General features: G+C 67.8%; 19 protein-coding genes and 2 pseudogenes. 10 read left to right on the top strand and 11 right to left on the bottom strand.

The genetic code is table 11. The annotated features are described in order from the left end of the window. Positions 1 to 50: 50 nt before the first annotated feature. On the bottom strand, positions 51 to 2,840 hold the full coding sequence (locus OIE69_RS01560; protein WP_405771588.1) for an ATP-binding protein: 2,790 nt from the start codon (positions 2,838 to 2,840) through the stop codon (positions 51 to 53). A 1,153-nt stretch (positions 2,841 to 3,993) separates the two neighbouring features. Beyond that, the gene (locus tag OIE69_RS01555; protein ID WP_326570116.1) at positions 3,994 to 4,968 is read right to left on the bottom strand and encodes an alpha/beta hydrolase; all 975 of its coding nucleotides are present in this window, start codon (positions 4,966 to 4,968) and stop codon (positions 3,994 to 3,996) included. A gap of 582 nt (positions 4,969 to 5,550) precedes the next feature. On the opposite strand from OIE69_RS01555, the gene OIE69_RS01550 reads away from it, so the two are divergent. Continuing rightward, positions 5,551 to 6,030: a MarR family winged helix-turn-helix transcriptional regulator gene (locus OIE69_RS01550; protein ID WP_326570115.1), complete on the top strand. Its 480-nt coding sequence runs from the start codon at positions 5,551 to 5,553 to the stop codon at positions 6,028 to 6,030. Between the two features lie 43 nt (positions 6,031 to 6,073). Here OIE69_RS01550 and OIE69_RS01545 read toward each other — a convergent pair whose 3' ends face one another. From OIE69_RS01545 to OIE69_RS01530, 4 genes are all read right to left on the bottom strand, one after another. Next, entirely contained in the window at positions 6,074 to 6,598 is a 525-nt protein-coding gene (locus OIE69_RS01545; RefSeq protein WP_326570114.1) for a sigma-70 family RNA polymerase sigma factor, read from the bottom strand. A 542-nt stretch (positions 6,599 to 7,140) separates the two neighbouring features. Next, the gene (locus OIE69_RS01540) at positions 7,141 to 8,337 is read right to left on the bottom strand and encodes an epoxide hydrolase family protein (RefSeq protein WP_326570113.1); all 1,197 of its coding nucleotides are present in this window, start codon (positions 8,335 to 8,337) and stop codon (positions 7,141 to 7,143) included. A gap of 453 nt (positions 8,338 to 8,790) precedes the next feature. Further along, a complete protein-coding gene (locus OIE69_RS01535) occupies positions 8,791 to 10,221 on the bottom strand; it encodes a dihydrolipoyl dehydrogenase family protein (RefSeq protein WP_326570112.1) in 1,431 nt (476 codons plus the stop codon). 322 nt (positions 10,222 to 10,543) lie between these two features. Then, complete coding sequence (locus OIE69_RS01530) at positions 10,544 to 11,017, bottom strand: VOC family protein (RefSeq protein ID WP_326570111.1); 474 nt, start codon at positions 11,015 to 11,017, stop codon at positions 10,544 to 10,546. Positions 11,018 to 11,789: 772 nt separating this feature from the next. Here OIE69_RS01530 and OIE69_RS01525 point away from each other — a divergent pair. The 7 genes and pseudogenes from OIE69_RS01525 to OIE69_RS01495 all read left to right on the top strand — a co-directional run bounded on the left by OIE69_RS01525 (position 11,790) and on the right by OIE69_RS01495 (position 16,367). Continuing rightward, complete coding sequence (locus OIE69_RS01525) at positions 11,790 to 12,158, top strand: transposase (protein WP_326570110.1); 369 nt, start codon at positions 11,790 to 11,792, stop codon at positions 12,156 to 12,158. 54 nt (positions 12,159 to 12,212) lie between these two features. Beyond that, positions 12,213 to 12,650 carry a DUF4259 domain-containing protein gene (locus OIE69_RS01520; RefSeq protein ID WP_326570109.1) on the top strand — a complete coding sequence of 146 codons (438 nt, stop codon included), beginning with the start codon at positions 12,213 to 12,215 and terminating at the stop codon, positions 12,648 to 12,650. Between the two features lie 72 nt (positions 12,651 to 12,722). Beyond that, positions 12,723 to 12,866 carry a hypothetical protein gene (locus tag OIE69_RS01515; RefSeq protein ID WP_326570108.1) on the top strand — a complete coding sequence of 48 codons (144 nt, stop codon included), beginning with the start codon at positions 12,723 to 12,725 and terminating at the stop codon, positions 12,864 to 12,866. A gap of 315 nt (positions 12,867 to 13,181) precedes the next feature. Next, positions 13,182 to 13,850: a Type 1 glutamine amidotransferase-like domain-containing protein gene (locus tag OIE69_RS01510; RefSeq protein ID WP_326570107.1), complete on the top strand. Its 669-nt coding sequence runs from the start codon at positions 13,182 to 13,184 to the stop codon at positions 13,848 to 13,850. After that, positions 13,813 to 15,037: pseudogene (locus tag OIE69_RS01505) on the top strand (IS701 family transposase). Before OIE69_RS01510 ends, OIE69_RS01505 begins: the two are co-directional and overlap by 38 nt. Positions 15,038 to 15,225: 188 nt before the next feature. Then, positions 15,226 to 15,696, top strand: a complete 471-nt coding sequence (locus OIE69_RS01500) for a helix-turn-helix domain-containing protein (protein WP_326570106.1) — start codon at positions 15,226 to 15,228, stop codon at positions 15,694 to 15,696. Further along, entirely contained in the window at positions 15,585 to 16,367 is a 783-nt protein-coding gene (locus OIE69_RS01495; RefSeq protein WP_326570105.1) for an IS630 family transposase, read from the top strand. The genes OIE69_RS01500 and OIE69_RS01495 overlap by 112 nt, the downstream gene beginning before the upstream one ends. Positions 16,368 to 16,393: 26 nt before the next feature. On the opposite strand, the gene OIE69_RS01490 is transcribed toward OIE69_RS01495, so the two are convergent. From OIE69_RS01490 to OIE69_RS01475, 4 genes are all read right to left on the bottom strand, one after another. After that, a protein-coding gene (locus OIE69_RS01490; RefSeq protein ID WP_326570104.1) for an IS5 family transposase occupies positions 16,394 to 17,259 on the bottom strand; the annotation gives its coding sequence in 2 pieces (ribosomal slippage) (positions 16,394 to 16,897 and positions 16,900 to 17,259; 864 coding nt in all). A gap of 37 nt (positions 17,260 to 17,296) precedes the next feature. Further along, the gene (locus tag OIE69_RS01485) at positions 17,297 to 18,037 is read right to left on the bottom strand and encodes a methyltransferase domain-containing protein (protein WP_326570103.1); all 741 of its coding nucleotides are present in this window, start codon (positions 18,035 to 18,037) and stop codon (positions 17,297 to 17,299) included. Positions 18,038 to 18,066: 29 nt separating this feature from the next. After that, positions 18,067 to 18,468, bottom strand: coding sequence for a hypothetical protein (locus tag OIE69_RS01480; protein WP_326570102.1), 402 nt, complete (start codon positions 18,466 to 18,468; stop codon positions 18,067 to 18,069). A gap of 137 nt (positions 18,469 to 18,605) precedes the next feature. After that, a complete protein-coding gene (locus OIE69_RS01475) occupies positions 18,606 to 18,956 on the bottom strand; it encodes a hypothetical protein (RefSeq protein ID WP_326570101.1) in 351 nt (116 codons plus the stop codon). Between the two features lie 428 nt (positions 18,957 to 19,384). Between OIE69_RS01475 and OIE69_RS01470 the strand changes: the two are divergent. Continuing rightward, positions 19,385 to 19,537, top strand: a pseudogene (locus OIE69_RS01470) (SDR family oxidoreductase); the annotation flags it as partial. Between the two features lie 189 nt (positions 19,538 to 19,726). Here OIE69_RS01470 and OIE69_RS01465 read toward each other — a convergent pair. After that, positions 19,727 to 20,629: a LysR family transcriptional regulator gene (locus OIE69_RS01465; protein WP_326570100.1), complete on the bottom strand. Its 903-nt coding sequence runs from the start codon at positions 20,627 to 20,629 to the stop codon at positions 19,727 to 19,729. A 675-nt stretch (positions 20,630 to 21,304) separates the two neighbouring features. On the opposite strand from OIE69_RS01465, the gene OIE69_RS01460 reads away from it, so the two are divergent. Further along, positions 21,305 to 21,763 (top strand): nuclear transport factor 2 family protein, encoded by a 459-nt coding sequence (locus tag OIE69_RS01460; protein WP_326570099.1) that lies wholly within the window; start codon positions 21,305 to 21,307, stop codon positions 21,761 to 21,763. The last annotated feature ends 250 nt before the right edge of the window (positions 21,764 to 22,013 follow it).

The raw sequence follows: 22,013 nt of genomic DNA, 5'->3' as shown, positions 1-22,013 counted from the left end.
CCGGTCGCCTGCCGATCGGGTGAGGTGAGGGAGCAGAGGACGACGGGGGGTCAGGACTCGAGGGTGTCGCGGATCATGCCCCGGGAGGTGATGCCCAGCTTGGGGTAGATCTGGTAGAGGTGGGCGCCCACGGTGCGGTGGGAGAGGAACAGGCGCTCGGCTATCTGCTTGTTGGTCAGGCCCGAGGCCGCAAGCCGGGCTATCTCCAGCTCCTGGGGGGTGAGCGTGTGCGGTCTGGCGGTACCGGGCCGCCGCTTGGCGGAGCCGGCGGCGCGTAGTTCGGTCTCGGTACGCTCCGTCCAGGGATGGGCTCCCAACCGCTGGAAGGCGGACAGCGCTGCTGCCAGTGGTGCTCTGGATTCGGTGGTTGCCCTGGCCCGCCGCAACCGCTCGCCGTAGGCCAGCTGGACGCGGGCGAAGTCGAACGTCCACCGTTCTGCCCCGGGTACGTCAAGGCCGTGGGCGAACAGCTGCAGGGCCTGGTCGTCACCGGCGGTGCTCAGCGCGGCGCAGGCGTGGGTGAGCAGAGCGTGCCGTGAGGAAAGTTCGGCGATGCCGGCTTCCCGCATCGCCTCGACGTGGGAGGCTGCTTCCTGGTGCCGGTTGGTTCGCATGGCAGCCTCCACCAAATCCATCGTTGCCCACAGCGCGTGCGGGGCATGCGAGGCGAGGTGGCCGGCGGGGCTGATGGCGGTGGCGTGCTCGTACGCGTCGGCGAAGTCACCGCGACCCAGGGCCGCCACGGCTGCGGCGTGGTGCGCGTAGTGCGCAGCGCCGAACGCCTTGCGGCGGGTCGCCCAGTGAATGACCCGCTCGGCTGTCGTATCCGCGCGGTCGGCCTCGCCTCGGGCAGCGGCCAGGAGGGCCTGGGCGTACAGGAAGTACCAGGCAAAACCCATGTAGCCGTGGGTCTCGCACAACTGGAGCCCCTCGTCGGCAAGTTGTGCTGCCTCGTCCCACATGCCAGTGAGGTAGTCGTCCAGGGTCAGGTGGATCAGTCCGGCCATGTGCCGGCGGGCCGGGCCGCCGTCTCGTCCCATGCGGACCATGCGCCACTGTGCTTCCCGAACGTCGCCGAGGCGGTCGACATACAGGGCTGCCGAGCCGGTTCGCTGGAGCTGGACCGGGTCGGTCACATCGTCCAGCTGGGCTATCAGTTCGTCGAGTTCGTCCGAGGCCGTGATGCCTGTGCGGGCGGGGTCGGAGAAGGTCTTGGCCAGCGCGGACAGCACCGGTGGGGCCTTGGGCGTCAGCTTGTCCAGCGCACGGTGGTAGGGCTGCCACAGCTCAGACCGGGCACCGAAGAAGCACACCAGGGCAAGCGTGTGCAGGGCATCGATGAGCGCCTTGTCCTCGGCGTCGTATCCGTGGGTTCCGGCTTCGATCGCGTCGACCAGCAGGGTGTGCGCGGTGTCGATGTCGCTGTCGCTGTTCAGCATGAGAACGGCGGCCGCTGCGGCCGAGTGCAGGGAGCTCTTGGGATCCGAGACCGTGTGCCGTGCGTCGTCCAGGAGCTTTTGGGCGCTGTACAGCGACCCGGTGGCCTCGGCGCCGATGTAGGCCGCGGTGGCGAGGCGGCGGCTGCGGTCGGCTCCGGGAGGTGTGAGATCCGCGGCCCGGATCAGGGTGCGCATGCCGCCCACGGCGTCGCCGCGGCGCAGGGTGACGCGCGCCGCACCTTCCAGCAGGGCGGCCACGTTCTCGTCCGGCTCCAGGGTGGCCTCGCCCAGATGCCAGGCCCGACGCTCGGGCTGGTCCACCAGGACCTGGGCCAGTGCCGTGTGGACCGCACGCCGCCGGCTGCTGGTGGAGTTCTCCACCACGGCCGAGCGGATGAGCGGATGGCGGAACCTCAGGCGCCGTGCGTCCTCGTCGACGTAGACCAGTTGGTCGAGTTCGGCAGGTCCCAGGTCCTCCAGGTCATAGCCGTCGTCGGTCTGCCTGGAGGCGGCCTGCAGGACGCCGAGGTCCCCGACACCTTCCAGCGCGGCAAGGAGCAACAGGCGCTGGGAGGGCTGCGGCAGGCTGGTGATGCGGGAGCCGAACACTGCTTCCAGGCGCCGGCTGAGGGGCAGTACGGCCGGGACGTCGCCGCCGGCCGGCCCTGGCGTGGCCGGCAGGGCGGACGGCAGTTCCAGCAAGGCGAGCGGGTTGCCGCACGCCACGGTCAGCAGGCGCCGGCGGGCGCTGGGCACGAGGTGTGGGGACCTGTGGGCGACCAGGCGGGCAGCGGACTCGTCGTCCAGCGGCTGCAGCCGGAATTCGGGCAGGGCCCCGCAGTCGTTCAGGTACTGCACCCCGGTACGTGACGCGGCGAGAAAGCTCACACGGATGCCGACCGCCCGTCGTCGGACGAAGCCCAGGACGGCCGCACTGGCCTGGTCGAGCCAGGGCAGGTCGTCCACGATCAGGAGAAGCGGGCCTTCTTCTGCGACCGTTCGCAACAGGAGCAGCACGGCGTTGGAGACCATCAGCATCTGGGGCGGTGAGCCGCTTTCGAAGCCGAGCGCCACGCGCAGGGCGTCACGGAAGGGGACCTCCAGTTTCTCGAGTTCGCGCTGGAAGGGAAACAGGACCTGATGGAGACCGGAGTAGCTGCAGTTCGCCTCGAACTCCACCCCGGCGGCTCGCAGCAGCCGGGTGCCCTCGGCGAGGGCTCCTGCTGCGACGGCGTCCAGCACTGCAGTCTTTCCGACCCCGGCGTCCCCCGAGACCAGCAGTGCTCCGCCTCCGGTTCCGACGCCCGCGAGCTCTCGGATCGTGTGCAGATCGCGGTCCCGACCGATCAGCGCATCGGCCGTATCGCGCTGGGAAGAGTCACTACCGATCACTGCTTGCATCCGTTTCTTTTCGCGAGCTGGGGGACGGGCATGGGGCAGGGCTGCCTGGCGGCGCCCGGCGCGGGGGGCGTCGTGCAGCGCCTGGATGAACCGGGGGTGCGACGGCGAGGCCGGTTGACCGCGCCGGGCGAGTCGTGTGCGGCCGGTCGCCGGCTGCGCGGCCTGGGGCAGGGCCTGCGGGCAGACTCCGGTCAGCGCCCGGCGAGGTGGCCGGGGCCGGTGGTCGACGTGTCGAGGTTGTCGACAGTGTCGGACGCCCGACCTCTGCCGGCCACGGTCGGCGTGCCCCGCCGACGGGGGAGCGCGGCGTCCGTTCTGGCGGTGCCCGGGGGACGGGGGCTCGTGGGGCCCTGTACGCCGAGCCGTTCACCGGCGACGGCGTAGCGGACCGGCGGCGCGGCGGCCGCCCTGTCACGGACGCGGGCCACGCGGCGAAAGCGGTCCGCATCGGGGGTCGAGGGCACCAGGTCGTGGTCGTACGAGGTCCGTCCTCGGCCCCGAGTCCGCACGGTGCGGCTGGTGGCCGCGTACGCATCGGCAGTGGAGAGCGAGACAGGAATGACAGGGAACCTTTGCACTAGTGCAGAACTAAGTTTGAACTAGGAGGATACATGGACACGGGGCGTCATGCTGCGGAGGACCGAGCCGCACCGTCGGCGAGGCCTACGGTTCCGAACGACGGCCGGCCGTCCTCACCGGTGATCAGGCCACCGTCAACCGGGTCCGTGGCAGCCTCCGGCCGGGTGTCGCGACGCGACGCCGGTAGCGGCATCAACGTCGGGGTCCCGGTGCGCGACGAGATCGCGGTGCCCGGATACTCCACTGCGACGCCCGGCGTGTGCTCCCCCTGGACTCTCAGCCGGACATCGGCACCACCGTCTCGCCGCCCACGGCGGGCGAGGTCCCGTCCCTGCCTGGCGCCGTTGCCGCGCGCACCGTGCGGGTGCTCGGGTGCGGCGGGCCCGCGGGTGCGCGCCCGGGCCAGGCGCCTCCCCGCCGGCATCCCGGCTGCGCGCTTCCCGGAGCCGGTTTGCGGCTTCGAGCCGCTCCTGTGTGCGATCGGTCTCCCGGCGCGGCAACGTCGATGAGGGATCGTTCTGCCAGGCAACGCTCACTGCGGCAACCATGACGGCGCCGCAGGCTCGAACAGGAGTCAGCTCCCGGTGCCAAGCGCCTGCCGGAGGGTGGTCACGGCCTGGGCGACCGCCTTGCGGGCCGCGTCTGTCGCCGACAGCGCGTTGAGCATGACGAAGTCGTGGATGGTCGCCTCGTAGCGGGTCGCGGTCACGGGAACTCCGGCGGTGCGCAGCTTCTCGGCGTAGGCCTCACCTTCGTCCCTCAGGACGTCGGCCTCCGCGGTGATGACCAGGGCCGGGGGCAGGCCGGCGAGTTCCTGCTCGGTGGCGCGCAGCGGGCTGGCCGTGATCTGTGAGCGTTGCCCTTCGTCGGTCGTGTACTGGTCCCAGAACCACTGCATGACATCTCGGCGCAGGAAGTAGCCCTCGGTGAACTGACGGTAGGAGCGGGTGCCGAAGTCCGCGTTGGTGACGGGATAGAACAACACCTGATGGCGGAAGGAGACGTCCCCGCGTTCCTTGGCCAGCAACGTCAGGACCGTGCTGAGGTTGCCGCCCGTGGAGTCGCCGGCCACGGCCATTCGTGTGGGGTCGATGCCGTGCTCACTTCCCTGGCGGGTCACCCAGCGGGCGACCGTGTAGCACTCTTCCAGCGCCTGGGGGTAGCGGGCCTCGGGAGAAAGGGTGTACTCGGGGAAGATCACGGCAGCTCGCGCGCCGATGGCCAGTTCGCGCACCAGGCGGTCGTGGGTGCGCGTGCCCCCGAGGACCCAGCCGCCGCCGTGGATGTACAAGACGGCGGGCAGCGGCCCATCGGCGTGTCTCGGGCGCACGAGGCGCACCGCGACGCTTCCCTTCGGCCCGCCGGAAACCGCGACCCAACTGTCCTCCACCTCAAGGTGGTGGAGTTCCAAAGCCTGCGCCTTCTCCAGTGCCTTACGGCCTGCGGCCGGTCCCAGATCGAACGGGAACGGCGCGGCAGCGGTGGCTTCGGCGAACTCGCGAGCAGCCGGTTCAAGATCCGGCTGCTGCGAGGGGACGTAGTCAGGCATCACGTACTCCTGGTGGGGGGAGGGGCGAATCTGTGGAGCTGGGGGAATCGAGCCCGTGGCGGGCCGCGTCAGCTGCCGATTTCCCGGCCCCGCCCTGGGCACAGACGCTGCCTGCGATCCAACCTCGAAAGCGTGCCTTGCGGCATCGGTAATGTGACTGCGAACCCTGGATGCGGCCGTGCGCCGCCGGGGAACGGCCCGCCTCAAGGAAGCGGAGTGCCGTTGCCGCACCTGGTGACGACAGTTCCTCGACAATGCCGCCTCGGCAGCAAGGCAACGACCCTCACCGGTGGCTGGGGCTCACCCAGGAGCATCCCGCGCCATGCCAGGGCCTCGGCAGACGGGGCGAGACCAAGCACATGATTCACATGGCCCTCTTCAGCACCAATAAGCAGTGCAGTACCGGAATTTCTGCAGATCGGATTCCGCGAGGCGGGATGGCACCGGGAACGGGCGCCGCGTACTCCACGCACTGGTTCCGCAACCCTATGTGGCAATTTTAAGTGTGCGCAATATAATGGCCTGCATGGAAGTTGTGAAGTGTATAGTTTAGTGCGCAAGTATTATGTGAGAGGAGTTGCGATGAGTGAGAACCAGCCCGCCGTCGAGCAACCAACGGCGGAGACTGACGAGGTCAGCCTGCTCCTCGACGACCAGATGTGTTTCGCCCTGTACGCGGCGCAGCGGGCCTTGACCAACCGCTACCGGCCTCTGCTGGAAGAGTTCGACCTGACCTATCCGCAGTACTTGGTCATGCTGGTGCTGTGGGAACACGGTGCGCTGCCCATCAAATCGCTGGGCAAGCTCCTGCAACTCGACTACGGCACCTTGACGCCGCTGCTGAAGCGCCTGCAGGCTCACGGCCTGGTCCGGCGCGAGCGCCAGGCGAACGACGAGCGTTCGGTGCAGATCAGCCTCACCGAACAGGGTGCCGAACTGCGGAAGCGCGCGCGCGTCATTCCCGCCACGATCGGGCAGGCTGTAGGCCTCACCCCGGCCGACGTCGGGAATGTCAAGGCTCTCCTGGAGCGCCTGACGGCAAACGTCACCGCAAGCCAGTAACTCCCTGGGCGGGGCCGCCAGCCGTCAGGGACCGATCGCGCAGTCAGTCGAGCAGCCCGCGCCGATGGGCGGCGGCAGTGAGCGTTCCAAGGAGAAGGTTCCGTCCGTGGCGGAGACGCGATCGCACAGTGCCCGGAAGGATGCCCAGGATCTCCGCGACGTCGGCAGCAGTGAAGTCTTCAGCGTCGGCCAGATACACCACGATCCGTACCTCGGCCGGCAGGCGCCGCAGCGCAGCGGACACTTCCTCGTCGGGCAGTAGGTCCAGCGCCTGTGTGACCCGAGTCGCGTGTTCACCAGCGACCCAAGTCCGCGCACCGGTGACCTCCTGCGAGCGTTCTGCTGCGGGCTGGAGGGCAAAGCCCCCGGGCCGGTTCCGCTCGCCGAAGGCGTCGAGCACGGTGTCGGCGAGGATCCGGAACAGCCAGACTTTCACGCTGCCCCCCTCGGGCAGCGTCTCGAACGCCTCAAATGCCTGCAGGTACGTCTGCTGAACCAGGTCGTCGGGGTCGGCATGGCCACATGCCATCCGCGTTGCGGCTGCGTACAGCCGGCCGAGGAAGGGCATGGTCTCACGGTCGAACCGCGCGATCCTGGTCTCCCCGCAGGCCGCCCGCCGGATCAGAGCGCTGCACCCATCCCGCTCGTCCATGTGCCTGACCGGGCGGACGGGATCGATGCGGGAGGAAGACCGGTTCATGTCTGCCCTCGTGTGGAGACGACCGTTGCGACACGGCGATGCCGTCCGTGTCCGGTCAGCCAGAGGTCTCGCAGACGTTCGGATGCTGCTTTCCCCCGATGCCGGCCCTTCGCACAGTCCGTGATGACCGGCAGGCATGAAGTGTCAACGGACACCGCTATCGCTGAAGACACGTGTTTCTCCAAACTGCCAAGGAACCCCTTCTCGGTAGAAGGGGACGGGCGGTTGCCATCGCCGAGCCGGCGGTCACGGCACAGCGATCAGGTGCAGGGATGCAATGTCCGGTGACCGCAGGGAAGTCCACGGCCCAGGGCCGCGCGACCCGGGGCGGCCGGGCAGCTCGGTATCGAGCCGCTCGGCCGCCCCGCCGGGCTACGGTCTGTGCACGCGATAGGGCACAGGCCGTAGCGTCAGCGCAGGGTACGGAAGCCCGCACGCATCTCGCCGACGAGCAGCTCCGGCTGCTCCCAGGCGGCGAAGTGCCCGCCCTTGGGGAGCCGGTTGTAGTGGACGAGGTTCGGGTAGGCCTGCTCGGCCCAGCTCTTGGGGGCCTGGTAGAGCTCGTCGGGGAAGACGCTGACGGCGACGGGGAGCTTGACGCCGTTGACGCCGAAGAACGCGGTGGTGTTCTCCGCGTACAGACGTGCCGCGGAGACTGCCGTGTTGGTCAGCCAGAACAGGGTGATGTTGTCCAGGACGTCGTCCCGGGACAGACCCTCGGTCACGCCGTCGAAAGCCCTGGTGATCAGGGCCAGGCTGGCGGCGTCGTGGTCGAGCATGAAAGAGGCCAGACCCACAGGAGAATCCGCGAGCCCGGTCAGGGACTGCGGGCGCGAGCCCATCATGTAGGCGTAGTAGACGTGCCGGTACACGAAGTCCAGCTGCTCGACCGCGGCCTGCTCCTCGTCGGACAGCGACAGGCCCTCGGGCAGCGGGTTGCCCTTGGCGAGCGCGGCGTCGATGTCGCCCGGGATCACGCCCGGCATGTTGGTGTGGATGCCGGCCAGGCCCTCGGGCTCCTGCGCACCCATGAGGTCCGTGACGATCGCGCCCCAGTCGCCGCCCTGCGCGACGTACTTGGTGTAGCCCAGGCGCTTCATCAGCTCACCCCACGCGCGGGCGATCCGCTTGGGGTCCCAGCCCTTGGCGGCGGGCTTGCCGGAGAAGCCGTAGCCGGGCATCGAGGGGATCACCACGTGGAAGGCGTCCGAGGCGTCACCGCCGTGGGCGGTGGGGTTGGTCAGCGGCTCGATGATCTTCAGCTGCTCGACGATCGAGCCCGGCCAGCCGTGCGTCACGATGACCGGCAGCGCGTCCTCGTGCTTCGAGCGGACGTGGATGAAGTGAATGTCCAGCCCGTCGATCTCGGTGATGAACTGCGGGTAGGAGTTCAGCTTCGCCTCGACCGTGCGCCAGTCGTACTCCTTCGCCCAGTACTCCGCGAGCTTGCGTACCGTGTCGAGCTGGGTGCCCTGAGACTGGTCCTCGACGGTCTCCTTCTCGGGGAAGCGCGTTGCCTCAATGCGCTGCCGCAGGTCCGCGAGCTCCGCCTCGGAGAACTGGACGGTGAACGGACGGATGGCGTGTCGGTCAGTGCTGACGGACATGATGATCTCCCTAATGCCTAAAGCGATTAGCAGGAAAGGCGGGCGACGCGAAGTTCGCCGAGATTTCCGCGAATCGCGATCCCGCCGGCCGGCTGAGGCCTTGTGGCCCGCTCCTGTCTTCCGGCGCACTTCAATAGTGGGCGCTAGCTGTAAGCGCGGTAATCCGGAACGTGACCTAGATTCCGTAGCGGCGGTGGCGCTGTTCCTAGGTAACGTGACGCGGATCCTGCGGGCAGAGCCATGACAGTCATGTGGCCCAAAGCTGGCCGGCGGCGGCGCGCTCATTGCCAACTTGTCTCCCAGCAGGGCGAATTAGGGAGGTGAGAGTCTGACGACAGGTGAGCGGAACGATCCGCAGGAGGGGCTGTACAGCAGGGGGCCCCACGTGAGGCGAACCAACGGTCGGCGGCGAACGCCGGAAACGTCAGGCCCCGCCGTCCGGCCGAGGCTCCCTCAGCCCCGGTGGGTCTCCAGCAGCCTCAGCCAGATCTCGCTGATCGTGGGAAAGGCCGGCACGGCATGCCAGAGCCGGTCGATCGGCACCTCGCCGGCGACAGCGACGGTGGCCGAGTGCACCAGTTCCGCCACGCCGGGCCCGGCGAACGTCACGCCGGCCACGGTGCCACGGTCGAGGTCGATGAGCATGCGGGCCTGACCGCGGTACCCCTCGGCGTACTGGTGGGCGCCCGCCACGTGCCCCAGGTCGTAGTCGACCACCTTGATCCGGTGCCCGAAACCTATGGCGTCGTGAGTGGTCATGCCGACGGAGGCGACTTCCGGATGCGTGAAGACCACCTGCGGAACGGCCATGTGGTCGGCGGTAGCCACATGCGCACCCCACATGGTGTCGTCGACCGGTTCGCCGCTGGCGCGCGCCCCGATGACAGCGCCGGCGATGCGGGCCTGGTACTTGCCCTGGTGGGTCAGCAGGGCACGGTGGTTGACGTCGCCGACGGCGTACAACCAGCCGTCGGCGACGCCGGTCACCCGGAAGGTGTCGTCCACCTTCAGCCAGTCCCCCGGGGTGAGACCGATCGTCTCCACCCCCAGGTCCCAGGTGTTGGGGGCCCGGCCGGTGGCGAACAGGATCTCGTCCGCCACCAGGTGCCCGCCGTCGGCAAGGGCGATCTGGACCTCGCCGTTCTCACGCGCCAGGGAGGCCACGGAGGTCTTGAACCGGACGTCGACGCCGGCCTCACGCAGGCCGTCCGTCACCAGCCGGCCGGCGAAGGGTTCCATTCGCCGCAGCAGCCCGTCCTCGAGAACCAGCATGGTCACCTCAGAGCCGAGCGCCTGCCAGGCGGTGGCCATCTCGACGGCCACCACGCCGCCGCCGACGATGGCCAGGCGTCCGGGAACCTTGTCGGCGCTGGTCGCCTCACGGCTGGTCCATGCACGGACGGTGTCCAGGCCGGGAACCGCGGGCACAGCCGCATGGGTGCCGGTGGCCACGGCCACGGCGTGCCGCGCCGAGAGCGTGATCGTGTCTCCGTCCGCAGTCTCGACGCGGACCCTGCGGGGGCCGTCGAGCCAGCCGTGGCCGCGGATCAGATCGACGGAGACTGAGTTCAACCAGTCGACCTGGTCCTCGTCCTTCCAGTAGGAGGCCATCTTGTCGCGGTGAGCGAGGACCGCCCCGGCATCCAGTGGCCCGGCGACCGCCTGACCGAGCCCGGGCACCCGGCGCGCGTCAGCCTGTGCTACCACCGGGCGCAGCAGCGCCTTGCTGGGGTCGCAGGCCCAGAAGGAGCATTCGCCGCCCAGCAGTTCGCGCTCCACGATCACGGTGCTCAGCCCGGCGGCACGAGCGCGTTCGGCCACGTTCTCGCCAACCGGCCCTGCGCCGATGACGATCACGTCGTAAATGCGGGTGGTCTCGTTCATCACTGCTCCGTACTGGTGTGGGAGGAATCAGGTCAGGAATCGCAGGCCCGGATGACTGCCGACACGCGGGCCTCGGTCGCCTGCAGCGAAAGGGGGAGGCAGGCAGCCCGTCGACGGACTCCCGTGTCGGCCGCCGGGGGGTGCGGGGTGTGCCGGTGGTGGTGCAGCCGGCTGCACCTCGAGGGATCTGGCACCTGCCGGGAGAGCCGGGGGTCGAGGCCGTGCACCGTTCCACCAGGCTGTGCATGCGCTGTATCAGGCGGGACCTGCGGCTGACCGCATAGCCCGGTCCGGCACCGGGTGGTGGGGTGGACGGGGCGGCTCAGCGGCCAGGGAGCCGCTTGCTCACTTCCTGGAGCACCCAGCCGTTGCCGTCCGGGTCACTGAAGGTGAGGTAGGAGCCATAGGAGGCGCGCTCGGGGTGCAGGCCGGCGATGCGCCGCTGCCCTTTACCGTCGTGGACGCACCTGCCGCCCGCGTGGCCGTGGTGGAGGAGACCACCCTCATCGTGGAAGATCTCGCTGACGGCGATACCGCGACCCGTGAGCTCTGCGTGAGCCTCGTCGATGTCGGACACGATGAGATACAGGCCCTGGAACGCGCCCGCAGGGATATCGGTCATTCCCTTGCCGAAGATGATCGAGCACTCGGAGCCGGGCGGGGTGAAGTGCACCACCCGGAAGTCGTCACTGGCCGTGTAATCGACGTCGAGACGGAAGCCGACCTTCTCGTAGAAGGCCCTTGCCCGGTCGATGTCGGAGACGGGGAGCACGATCATTTCGAGCTTCAGGTCCATGGGGATGTCCTTCGGATAGTGATTCTTGACTGGTGAAAGGGCAGCACTCGATGCGCCGCGTGTTCATCGATGTGATGGCGCCGGCACAGCGGCGCGTACAGCCCGGGCTGCCACAACGGGCACGGGCAAGGGGGTCGGCCGATCGCCGTCGGCTCCGACCCACAGGAAAGGTACCTGCCGTTTAACTTTGATGCAAGTAACGCTTGCACACTTAACGATTGCCAAAGGTATTTTCCTTGATCGAGAAGTGCTTCCCCGGGCGGTAACCGTATGTGCGGTCACATCGGGACGAGGGCGTCACTTCGGCCCCTTGCGTGCGGCATGCGGCACCTCTGGCGCTGGCACCTACTGCAGCGCCCAGTCGACCGGCGAACTGTTACGCCGCCGCTGCAAGCCCCAAGATCGCGGACAGCACCGTTTGATGGATTCGCCCGCCGGGCCGGATCTGGGGAAGCGGGTTCAGCCGGTGTAGCTGCCGGGCAGGCGGACCCGCTGACCCGGCACAGGTGAGCAGGGACGGAGACGGAGGTGCCCCACGCAGGGCGAGATAGGGGGCACTGCGACCTCAGGGCGCGTACGCCACAGGATGGGCGGCGAGAAGAGCGCTTCGATACTGCAGGGTCCACCCCGTCACGGGTTGAGTGGCCGTGGGTGCGGGCGAGCCCGATGACGGGGTGCGTACAAGGGCAGCTACCAGCGTTTCCGCGCCTACCTGCACACGAAGCGCACCTCACCGCGACCGGTGACCGCCGTCGCCCCGAACGGTCTCCGGATGGATCCTCCGCCGCCCGGAAACCCTCACCGAGCCCGAACAACTCCAGCTCAAGACCATCCGCACCCAGTGCCCCGAGCTCGATGCCTGACCCGCCACGTCCGTTCCTTCGCGACCATGCTCACCGACCGCCAGGGCGAGCGTCTTCCGGAGTGGCTCGACGCAGTTCGGCAGGACGGCCTGCCCAGCCTCCACACCCTCGCCACTGGAATCGACCGCGACCTCGACGCCGTCATCGCCGGCCTGACCCTGCCCTGGAGCTCGGGCGTAGTGGAAGGCCACGCCAATCGCATCAAAATGATCAAACGGCAGATGTTCGGACGCGCTGGTTTCAAGCTCCTGCGCAAGCGGGTGCTGCTTGCCTCCTGACCTCATTGTCGGTGGCCAATGCGACGATCCCCAGACGACCGCGCGAGGAGAGATATGGGCACCTGGGACATGGGCCCCTTCGACAATGACACCGCCGCCGACGTCGCCGGCGACCTGGACGAGGCAACCATGGAAGAACGCGAGTCCATGATCCGCAGAGTCCTCAAACGCGCCGCGGACCCTGCGGACTACCTGATCACCCCCGACGCCGAGCGAGCAGTTGCCGCAGCAGCCCTGGTGGTCGCACAGCACCCTGACGGCGAGCCCGCATGCTCGAACTACGGCCCATCAGAGCCGCTGCCGGAGTTGCCCGCGGACCTTCGGAGGCTGGCCGTCGGCGCCCTGGACCGAGTAGTCGACGAGCGGTCTGAAATCGCCGAACTGTGGGACGAGACCACGAACGGTCCGAGATGGCGCCAAGACATCACCCGCCTGCGCGACGTCCTCGACCCCCCGATCCCGCCACAAGACGAAGCCCTCTTCGAGATATGACCGGTGACCCACAGTCATGGACCACAGAAGTTGAGCCAGAACTCATTCTCGTAAACGAAGCCGGAGGGGCTGTTGCCTCTGATCGACCGCGACCACCCGCTCATCACCGGGCTCGGCGATGCCCCCGACCCCGTCGCGGCCGCCGTGCTGCGGGACGCCGTGGCTCCGAACCGCTGGTCCTGCGCGTCGTCGGCCTCGACGGCGCACAGGTGGTGATCGCTTGGAACCACGACCGCACCACTGACCGGGACAACGGCCAGTGGTGGGAAAGCGGTGGCACCTGCACCTGAACTGCCGGCCCCGCTCCATGCATCAGTCGGCCCGCCCTGTACGGCTGCGGGAGATGACCGACACCGGCTGCCGCCGCCCGCTCATCGACCCCATCGCCTACCTTGCCCACCGCGTCATGACCGACGCCCTCGAAATGACAGGACTGGCTGGTCGGTGCTGTTCCTGATGCGGTCATGCCATGATGATGGTGCTTATCCTGGGTTCGTTGCGCGCGCCCACCAGCCGTGATTGGCTCGCCCGATGGAGCTTCTGTTGACGGCAGCTGGCCTGCGCAACGAGACACTGCAGGATGCGCTGCGGGACATGCTGGCAAAGCCTTTTGGATCGGCGAACGTCGTGTACATTCCCACGGCGTCAGTTGCAGAGCCCGGGGACCACGGATGGCTCGTCGCGGACATGAACCGAATGCACAGCCTCGGCTGGCGTGAGTTTGATGTCCTGGAGCTGAACGGACTGCCCCGGCAGATGGTGCTCGACCGGCTGCTGCACGCCGACGTCATCTATGTCGCGGGCGGCAGTCACTACCACCTCGCGCGCAGCATCACGGGCAACGACCTGGCCGACGGCTTCCTTGAGGCGCTGGCGAGCCGGGTCTATGTGGGGATGAGCGCCGGATCAATGATCTTTAGCCGGAATCTCACCGGGCGCTCCGCCGACGTCATCGGGGACGCCACGGACCTCCACGTACTCGGCGCGACGACCGTGGAGCCGCCGTTCGGCCTCTTCGACTGGTATCTCAAGCCCCACCTCCACTCGCCGGATTTCCCCGAGCGGGACGACGCCTGGGCTGATCGCATCGCTGCGCGGGCGGACTTCCCCATCTACTTCATCGATGACGAGACGGCCGTTCGCGTCGGGGACGGCAAGGTGGATGTCGTTTCTGAAGGCCGGTGGCGGCTCCATACGTGACTGCTACCTGCGGGGGCTGATGCTGGACGGCCGCCGTAAGTCGATTCAGGCGATGGCATCTCGGTTGCCGGACGGCAACGAGCAGAACCTGCAGCAGTTCGTGAGCCAGTCGACGTGGGATTCGGTGCCGGTGCAGCGACGGATCGCCGAGCGGATGCTGCCTTTGGTCGCCCCGACGGCCTGGGTGATCGACGATGTGTCGATGCCCAAGGACCAAGGACGGCCGGATGTCGGTTGCAGTGGCTCCGCAGTACTGCGGCTCGCTGGGCAAGCGGGCCAACTGCCAGGTCGCGGTCAGCGTGCCCGCTGCCAGTGACACCGCCTCCTGCCCGCTGCAATAACGCCTGTTCCTCCAGCAGGAATGGACTTCGGACGCCGACCGCCGCACCACAACCCGCATCCCGCCCGAGGTCGGCGACCGCGAGAAGTGGCGCCTGGCCCTGGACATGCTGGACACCCTCGCCGCCTGGGGCATGACTCCGCCCGTCATTGTGGCCGACGCCGCTTACGGGACCAACGCCCACCTGCGGGCCGCACTGACCGAACGCGACATCGCCTACGTCCTGGCGATCCGCGCGAACGTAACCGCGCACGCCCTCGACACCGAGCCCGAGGCTCCCGAGCGCCGCGGCGACACCGCATGCTGGCCCCAGCCCCGCTACCGGCACCCCGCACCCTCGGCGGCAGAACTGGCCGCCGGCCTGGAACGCGAAGCCTTCACCACGGTGACCTGGCGCCAAGGATCCCGAGGAGACTTACGCTCCCGCTTCGCGGCCATGCGTGTCCGTCCCGCCGGCAAAGCCGTCGAACGCCCCATCCGAGCCGCCGCCTCAGCAGAACAAGGCTGGTGGGATGGCATCCTGCCCGACTGCTGGCTCCTGATCGAATGGCCGACCCACGCGGAAGCGCCCACCGACTACTGGCTGTCCAATCTGCCGGCCGACACCCCGATCGCCGAGCTGGTCCGGCTGGCCAAGGTCCGCTGGCGCATCGAGCACGACTACCGCGAACTCAAGCACGGCCTGGGCCTGGACCACTTCGAAGGCCGGTCCTGGCCGGGCTGGCACCACCACGTCACCCTCGTGACCGCCGCCCACGCCTTCCTCACCGAACGACGCCTGTCCCCAAAAGCGTCAGCGCCGGCCTCACCCTCTACCGCCTCCTCGACGCCCTCCAGGACATCTTGAGGTGCTGGACCGGTATCCGCACCACCTGCCAGCAACCCCTCCCCGAACGCACGCCTACACCACCAAGATCAAGACAGACCTAATGAAGTCCTACTAGTAGCGTGTCGTTGCTTAATCCTGGGTTATTTGGTTGGGATGGTGGTGTCCGGCAGATGTTCCTTCCCTTCTGTCGAGCGGGAGTTGGTGTGATGGGTTCGCAGAAGAAGAGGCCGGTGGTGCTGACCGCGGGCGATCGTGAAGTGCTGGTTCGGGTGACCACGACGGGGGTCCATCCGGCCTCGGTGATCAGGCGGGCGCGGGTGCTGCTCGCGCTGGACACCTCTGCTGGTGAGATCGACTCGCAGGATGCGATCGCTGCCCGGGTCGGGGTCTCGGTCGAGACGCTGCGGCTGGTGGCCAAGCGGTTCGCCGAGAGCGGTGGTGACGTCGAGGCGACGATCCAGCGGAAACCGCGGGATCTCCCGCCGGTGCCCTCGCCGGTGACTGGTGAAGTCGAGGCCCGGCTGATCGCCCTGGCGTGCTCCCAGCCTCCGGCAGGCCGTGCCCGGTGGTCGCTGCGGCTGCTGGAGAAGCACGTCGCACTGGTCGAGGGCATCCCCGATCTGGACCACTCCACCATCGGGCGGGTCTTAAAAAAACGAGGCTGCGTCCTCATCTGAGGAAGTGCTGGACCATCCCACCACGAGCAAACCCGCAGTTCGCGGCCCGGATGGAAGACGTGCTGGCCGTCTATGCCCGACCTTATGACTCGGCCCGCCCAGTGGTGTGCATGGACGAGAAGCCCTACCAACTCCTCGCCCATGCCCGCGACCCGCTCCCGGCCCGCCCCGGCCGCGACGCCCGCCAGGACAGCGAGTACATCCGCTGCGGCACGTGCTCGATCTTTGTGTGGGTTGAACCCCTGCGCGGGTGGCGCCGAGTAGACGCCCAGCCTCGTCGCACCCGGATCGACTGGGCCGGCCAGGTCAAGCGATTACTGACCGAGGACTACCCCGACGCCGAGACCGTGGTCCTGGTCATGGACAACCTCAACACCCACGGCATCGCCTCACTGTACGAAGCATTCGAACCAGCCGAGGCCTTCGCCCTGGCCCAGCGCCTCGAGATCCACCACACCCCCAAACACGGGTCATGGCTCAACATCGCAGAGATCGAACTCTCCGCACTGACCCGGCAATGCCTCGACCACCGCATCGCGGACCTCGACACCCTCAACACCGAACTCTCAGCCTGGCAGAACACCACCAACACCGACCAACGTCAGGTGAACTGGCAGTTCACCACCCACGACGCACGCACCAAACTCCGCCACCTATACCCCACACATTAGCTGCGACAGTCTACTAGGGTCCGTCTTCAAACCGATCTTGCCCAGATCAGGAACGATGCGAGGGTGACTGCTGCTTCGTAGGAGGTGGCGGTCTTCTCGTATCGGGTGGCGATCCCTCGGAAGCCTTTGAGCCGGTTGAAGCACCGTTCGACGGTGTTGCGGCGGCGGTAGGTTTCCGGGTCGAACATAGGGGGTCTGCCGCCGTGGCGGCCAGGGGCCTGGCGGTGCCGTCGCTGGTCGATCTTCTCGGGGATGGTGTGGGCGATCCCGCGTTTGCGCAGGTAGGCGCGGAATCCGCGGGAGCTGTAGGCCTTGTCGGCGACGACCCGATCAGGCGTGCAGCGCGGTCGGCCCGGGCCGGTGCGGGGGACACGGACGCGTTCCAGAAGAGGGCGAGCGCAGATGCTGTCGTGGCGTTGTCCTGGGGTGAGCAGGATCGCGAGTGGGCGGCCTTTGCCGTCGCAGGCGAGGTGGATTTTGGTGGTCAGCCCTCCCCGGGACCGACCGAGGGCGTGATCGTCCGTTTCGTCCGGCCTGAGGCTCCCCCTTTTCTGCCGGTGGCTGCGGCATGTTGATGGGCGCGGACGATGGTGGAGTCGATCTGCACGGGCCAGTCGATGTCGCCGGCCGCGTCGGCCTCAGCCTGGACTTGTTGCAGGGCCTGGTTGAACACGCCGTGCAGTGCGTAGCGGCGCAAGCGGGTGTAGACCGTCTGCCACGGGCCATAGCGTTCCGGCAGGTCACGCCAGGAGATCCCGGTCCGGATCTTGTAGACCATCCCGTTGATGACTTGCCGGTCATCCACTCGCGGCCGGCCTGTCGCAGCCCGCGGTATCAGCGGAGTGAGCAACTCCCACTCGTGGTCAGTGAGTTCATGGCGACGTACACGCAACCATGATCCACTACCCGATGATCTTTGAAGACGGACCCTAGAGGTCCGCTACGAGAAGTCGGTAGCCGACGTCCAATGTGTCGCGGTCGAGCAGGTCAGCATGCCGTTCGTGCCACAGGCCTGAAGACAGGTCGTTGGACAGCCGGGTCAGGCCCGGGCGGAGGACCTCCTCGCCGGTTTGGGCAAGCATCGAGATACCTGCTCGCACTTCCGGATCGAGGTATGCCTCAGGTCGGCGCCAGAATGCAGCACCGAATCCGTCGGTGCAGTCGTGCGGGATCAGGACCTTCTCGATGCGGGCGCCTCCCAGCAGCGCAACCAGCCGGTCGATCGAGACCGCCCGTGTGTCGTCGAACTCGGCTACCTCCGGCAGGTACTCGTCCAGCAGCCAGAACCTGCGGAAGATGGCCTGGTCCCACGTGAAGATGACGACGCGCTGCCGCGCGATCCGGAGGAGTTCCCCGATGCCCGCTTCCAGGTTCGTCCAGTGATGCACGGTCAGCAAGGCCATCGCCGCGTCGGCCGAGTCGTCGGCGATGGGGATCGACTCCGCGGATGCCTGTAGGGCCCGCGCAGATCCGGCCGGACGTTGGGCGATCATCACTGCACTGGGTTCAACCGCCAGCACCGTTTGCGGTGGTTCGTAGGAGCCGGCACCCGCACCGACGTTGATGACAGTGCCAGCATCGCCGAGCGCCTCGTGGATCTTGACACCGATCCGGCGGTCGGTTCGCCGCGTGTGATTGTAGGTCGCACCGATGCGGTCATACGTCGTCACGACGGACAGTATGCCTCGTCGCTCACCACCTACCGTTGCTGACGAGCCATCCACAAGTATTGACAATTTCTCGGTGCTGGCCAGCGGAGCCAGTGCTGCAGAGCGTTGGCCAGGCTCTCAGGAAGCCCGACCGGCCCGTTGCTGTCGTTCTGGGTCTTGTTGGTGATGTGGTCGATGTGGGCCCACGTGCGGTCCGGGTCTAGGCGCTGCGCCTCGGCGCCGTACTCTTCCAGGCCGCCAATACCAGTTACGAGGATCTTGCCGGTACGCCAATCGGTCACTTCCCACGAGCCCTGGCCGGTCTGGCCGCCATCGACAATGCGGCGCCCTTCGGCCTCCAGGGCGGCAATCTTCTCGAGCCGGGCCTGCTCAGCAGCGAAGTCCTGGCGCAGCACAGCGCGGATGTAGTCGCCGATCGGCTGGTCGTTCATGGTTTCTCCCGGGGGAGCCGGTGCGGACGGTGCAGTTGTGCGACCGCCGGGAGCCGGCGGCTGCGGTTCAGGCCCCTGCGGGCAGGGGCAGGCCCAACTTCCCGAACGCCTCTGCGGCGACGTGCTCGGGGTGGTACTCACGTGCTCATCGGCAGCTCGATCTCCTGCTCGCCGAGAATGGCGGCCCAGGTGTAGGACCCGCCGTCGTACACGAAGTCCAGGCGGCGGCCGTCGGGGAGCGAGATTGCGACCTGTCCGTAGACGTGGCCGGACGGGCCCTTCGGGTCGTATTCCTTCTGCACGACCTGCAATCCCAGCTTCAGCAAGTGCCCCTGCAGGCCATCGACGGCGTCGCCCAGCGACGTCGGCTGGGCGGCCCGGCCGGGCAGTGCCGCCGGCTTCGTCGCTAGTGCTGTGAGGTTCGACGTACGGGAGAGGTTCCCCGGGCTCCCGGGACGGCACCTCCGCCGCATAAGCCAATCGCTCACACGTTCGACTCTGTGGTGAGGGAGTGGCGCAGCCAACCCCGGCCGCCCCCGCTCGGCATGCTCGTCTACCAGCCTGACGACCTGGTCCGTTGCCGCATGCGCATCGTCGCGCCGCCGGAGCTGGATGCGACATGAGGATCCAGCACCCGGGCGTTTCGGCGACGTGTGCGGGGTAAGGCGACTTGCTGGAGCCGCCCGTTTCGCCCCCCGCTCGGGCGGCTCCCCGAGAGCTCCCCCTCTCGGCGGTCAGCGCCTTGCAGGCCGGGGTCTGCTCCGCTCAGACCCTGGCCGGCGAGGAGGTCACATGGACGAGAAGACCCGCATGCATCGCCCCGGCGAGAAGGTCCGCGCCAGCGGCATCTACGAATGCACCTGTGGTCATGGCCACCGCTTCACCAGCACGGACGTGCAAGGCTACACTTTCCCGACTGGCGCAGATGGTCGCGTCCAAGGGGATACGCGTCAACGCCGTCGCTCCCGGCTCGGTGTGGACCCACCTCATCCCCGCCACGCAGTTCGGCGAGCAGTCCCCGATGGGCTGGCCCGCGCAGCCGGCCGAGATGGCACCGGCCTACGTCTTCACCAATTTCGTGATGTGAGTACGGGTTGAGGTTTCACCTCAACAGCGCCGCGGCGTCCAGCCCGTAGCGGGCGGCAATCCGGCTGATCGGCGACCACGGGTCTCCCCGGCCAGCTGAGCGCGTGTGATCCGGTGGTGCGCGCCTGCACCGGACGTGGAATCCACGTCAGCCACCGGCACTGCGCGCCGGTCAGCCGGACTCGGTGAGGTCGGTGGAAGCGGCCATCTCCGTGACTACGCGCAGTAGCCCGCTCAATGCGGGTGACGTGTTTCCGGGCGACCAGACCATCTCAGTGGGGGCGAACTCTCCGGTCAGCGGTACGAACACGACACCTGTGCGGCGAAGACTGCTTGCTGACCGGGCCAGGCGCGTCACCCCGACGCCGGCCGCCACGAGGCCGAGGAGCCCTTGCACGCTCGTGTCCCGATGAACGACGTCGGGGGTGAAGCCGGCCGTACGGAAGGAGCTGTCGAATGCCTGGTGCCAGGGTTCCCACGAGCTGCGTGGTGTCAGCACCCAGCGTTCGTCCGCCAGTTCCCCCAAGGCCAGTTCCGTGCGCCCCGCGAGTGGATGGTCCTCGGGCAGGACCGCGCACACCGGCTCGACCACCAGCGTCCTCGTCTTCAGGCCGTCCACCAGCGGAGGCCGGGTGAATGCGACGTCGTAGCGTCCCTTGAGCAGGCCGTCGACCAGAGGTGCGATCGTGGTCTCCTCGGTCGTCAACGTCAGACTCGGCAGGCGTTGTCGTACGGCCCGGACCACCGGCGGGAGCAGGTGGTTCGTCGTGGTGGCGAGGAAGGCGAGACGCAGGGTGCCGATCTCGCCGCGCGCTGCCCGTGCCACGACGTCGATGGCTTCGTCGGCCCGGTCCAGTACCGCGCGGGCTTCAGGAAGGAAGAGGGCTCCGACCGGGGTCAGGCTGGTGCCCCGGGTGCCGCGGTCGAAGAGCTTCACGCCCAGCATGCGCTCCAGCAGGCTTATCTGCTGGGAAAGGGACTGCTGGCTGATCATGAGGCGCTCGGCGGCACGCGTGTAGCTGGACTCCTCGGCGACGGCGACGAAGTATCTCAGCTGCCGAAGATCAGGTGTCACAGGAAGAGCTTACAACCGCGACAGGTAATCGGTGTTGGACGGCCACGAGGCCCCGAGACAACCATTGACCTCGGTGAATGCCGGATTGAAGGACACAGGAATGACACGCGGCACACAGGAAGGGCTGGTCGATCACGGGCTGCTCGGTGGGATTCGGCCGGGAGATCGCCCTGGCAACACCGGCCTCCGGCGACCGGGGGATGGTCACTGCACGCTGTCGGAAAGGCTTGCCGACTTTGCGCACACCGGCGGTGATGGTGTCAGCACAGTGATGCTGAACGTAAGGGACCCGGCTCCATAGGGACCCGGCTCCATCCTGCCGCGGTCACGGCAACACTGTCCGTGTTCGGCAGCCGACATCGCAACCTGGGAGCCCCTCAGCCGCTCGACATTCCGGTCGTGACCAGGGCCGCCACGTCACTCTCCGATTGCCGGGCCTGCTCAGCCACCTCGCCGGTCCCTTGTGGCCACGGCCACATCGCAGCTCGCTGGATCATGGCCAGTGCGCTTTGCGGCCCCTGGTGCCCGTGCGGCAACGGCAGCAAACGCGTATCGAGCGTGGAACGCCGGCCACCAGCCCTGCCGCGCGAGCAGCGTCTGCTCCCCGCGTCGAACCGAGCCTCAGGAAGCGCCACACGCTTCTGCCCGTCAACCGTTACACAAGAAAGTCGCACCATGATTCTTCGCACTCCTCAAGAACTCAGCGACCGGATCGCGATCCGCGAACTCGTCGACGCCTACTCCCACCACGCCGACCGACGCGAACCCGCACGGCAAGCTGCACTGTTCACGAAGAACGCCCATCTCGCGACCTACTCCGGCGACCCCGCGACGACTTCGCCGGACGTGGAGCTGAACGGACGCACCGAACTCCAGAACGCCTTTGAAAGTCTGAAAAACCACACTGCGACGACCCACCTCAACGGTCAAAGCACGATCGACGTGGACGGCGATCGTGCCACCGGCGAAACCTACTGCCTTGCACATCACCTCTCGGAGCAAGAGGGCGAACGCACACTCATGGTGATGGCAATCCGATACGTCGACGTATTCGTCCGCGTCGAAGACACCTGGCAATTCGACGATCGCGCACTGATCATCGACTGGGTCGACAGCCGAACCTCACACTCCTGACCCCGGGGCCCAGCCCGCCCAGCGTCCCTGGGGCGACAACTTCCACCCGCTCATGGCAGCACCGCCGGCATACCCGGCAGTCAATCTGTGAGGCGCGACCGGGCGCTGATCCTCCACACCACGGCACGAGCCGGTATCGACCCGCAAACCCTGCGCGGCCAGCCGTGGTCCCGCGCTTTCGGCGTGCGGACCCGTGGAAATGCTCCAACCTCAGGACCTGACCGTTCAAATGACAAGGCGGCTACCCACC

The organism is Actinacidiphila glaucinigra (assembly GCF_035918135.1).
Lineage (GTDB): Bacteria > Actinomycetota > Actinomycetes > Streptomycetales > Streptomycetaceae > Actinacidiphila > Actinacidiphila glaucinigra.
Note: the sequence above shows the minus strand (reverse complement) of the source record. Positions and strands in the feature narration are given on the sequence as shown.

What these genes read in the sequence shown, in the direction of transcription:
- OIE69_RS01530 (WP_326570111.1), bottom strand. Translation starts at nt 11,017, where the DNA reads ATGGACCTGAAGCTCGAAATGATCGTGCTCCCCGTCTCCGACATCGAC.
- OIE69_RS01535 (WP_326570112.1), bottom strand. Translation starts at nt 10,221, where the DNA reads ATGAACGAGACCACCCGCATTTACGACGTGATCGTCATCGGCGCAGGG.
- OIE69_RS01510 (WP_326570107.1), top strand. Translation starts at nt 13,182, where the DNA reads ATGGAGCTTCTGTTGACGGCAGCTGGCCTGCGCAACGAGACACTGCAG.
- OIE69_RS01480 (WP_326570102.1), bottom strand. Translation starts at nt 18,468, where the DNA reads ATGAACGACCAGCCGATCGGCGACTACATCCGCGCTGTGCTGCGCCAG.
- OIE69_RS01525 (WP_326570110.1), top strand. Translation starts at nt 11,790, where the DNA reads ATGGATCCTCCGCCGCCCGGAAACCCTCACCGAGCCCGAACAACTCCA.
- OIE69_RS01545 (WP_326570114.1), bottom strand. Translation starts at nt 6,598, where the DNA reads ATGCCCTTCCTCGGCCGGCTGTACGCAGCCGCAACGCGGATGGCATGT.
- OIE69_RS01560 (WP_405771588.1), bottom strand. Translation starts at nt 2,840, where the DNA reads ATGCAAGCAGTGATCGGTAGTGACTCTTCCCAGCGCGATACGGCCGAT.
- OIE69_RS01520 (WP_326570109.1), top strand. Translation starts at nt 12,213, where the DNA reads ATGGGCACCTGGGACATGGGCCCCTTCGACAATGACACCGCCGCCGAC.
- OIE69_RS01460 (WP_326570099.1), top strand. Translation starts at nt 21,305, where the DNA reads ATGATTCTTCGCACTCCTCAAGAACTCAGCGACCGGATCGCGATCCGC.
- OIE69_RS01550 (WP_326570115.1), top strand. Translation starts at nt 5,551, where the DNA reads ATGAGTGAGAACCAGCCCGCCGTCGAGCAACCAACGGCGGAGACTGAC.
- OIE69_RS01555 (WP_326570116.1), bottom strand. Translation starts at nt 4,968, where the DNA reads ATGCCTGACTACGTCCCCTCGCAGCAGCCGGATCTTGAACCGGCTGCT.
- OIE69_RS01540 (WP_326570113.1), bottom strand. Translation starts at nt 8,337, where the DNA reads ATGTCCGTCAGCACTGACCGACACGCCATCCGTCCGTTCACCGTCCAG.
- OIE69_RS01500 (WP_326570106.1), top strand. Translation starts at nt 15,226, where the DNA reads ATGGGTTCGCAGAAGAAGAGGCCGGTGGTGCTGACCGCGGGCGATCGT.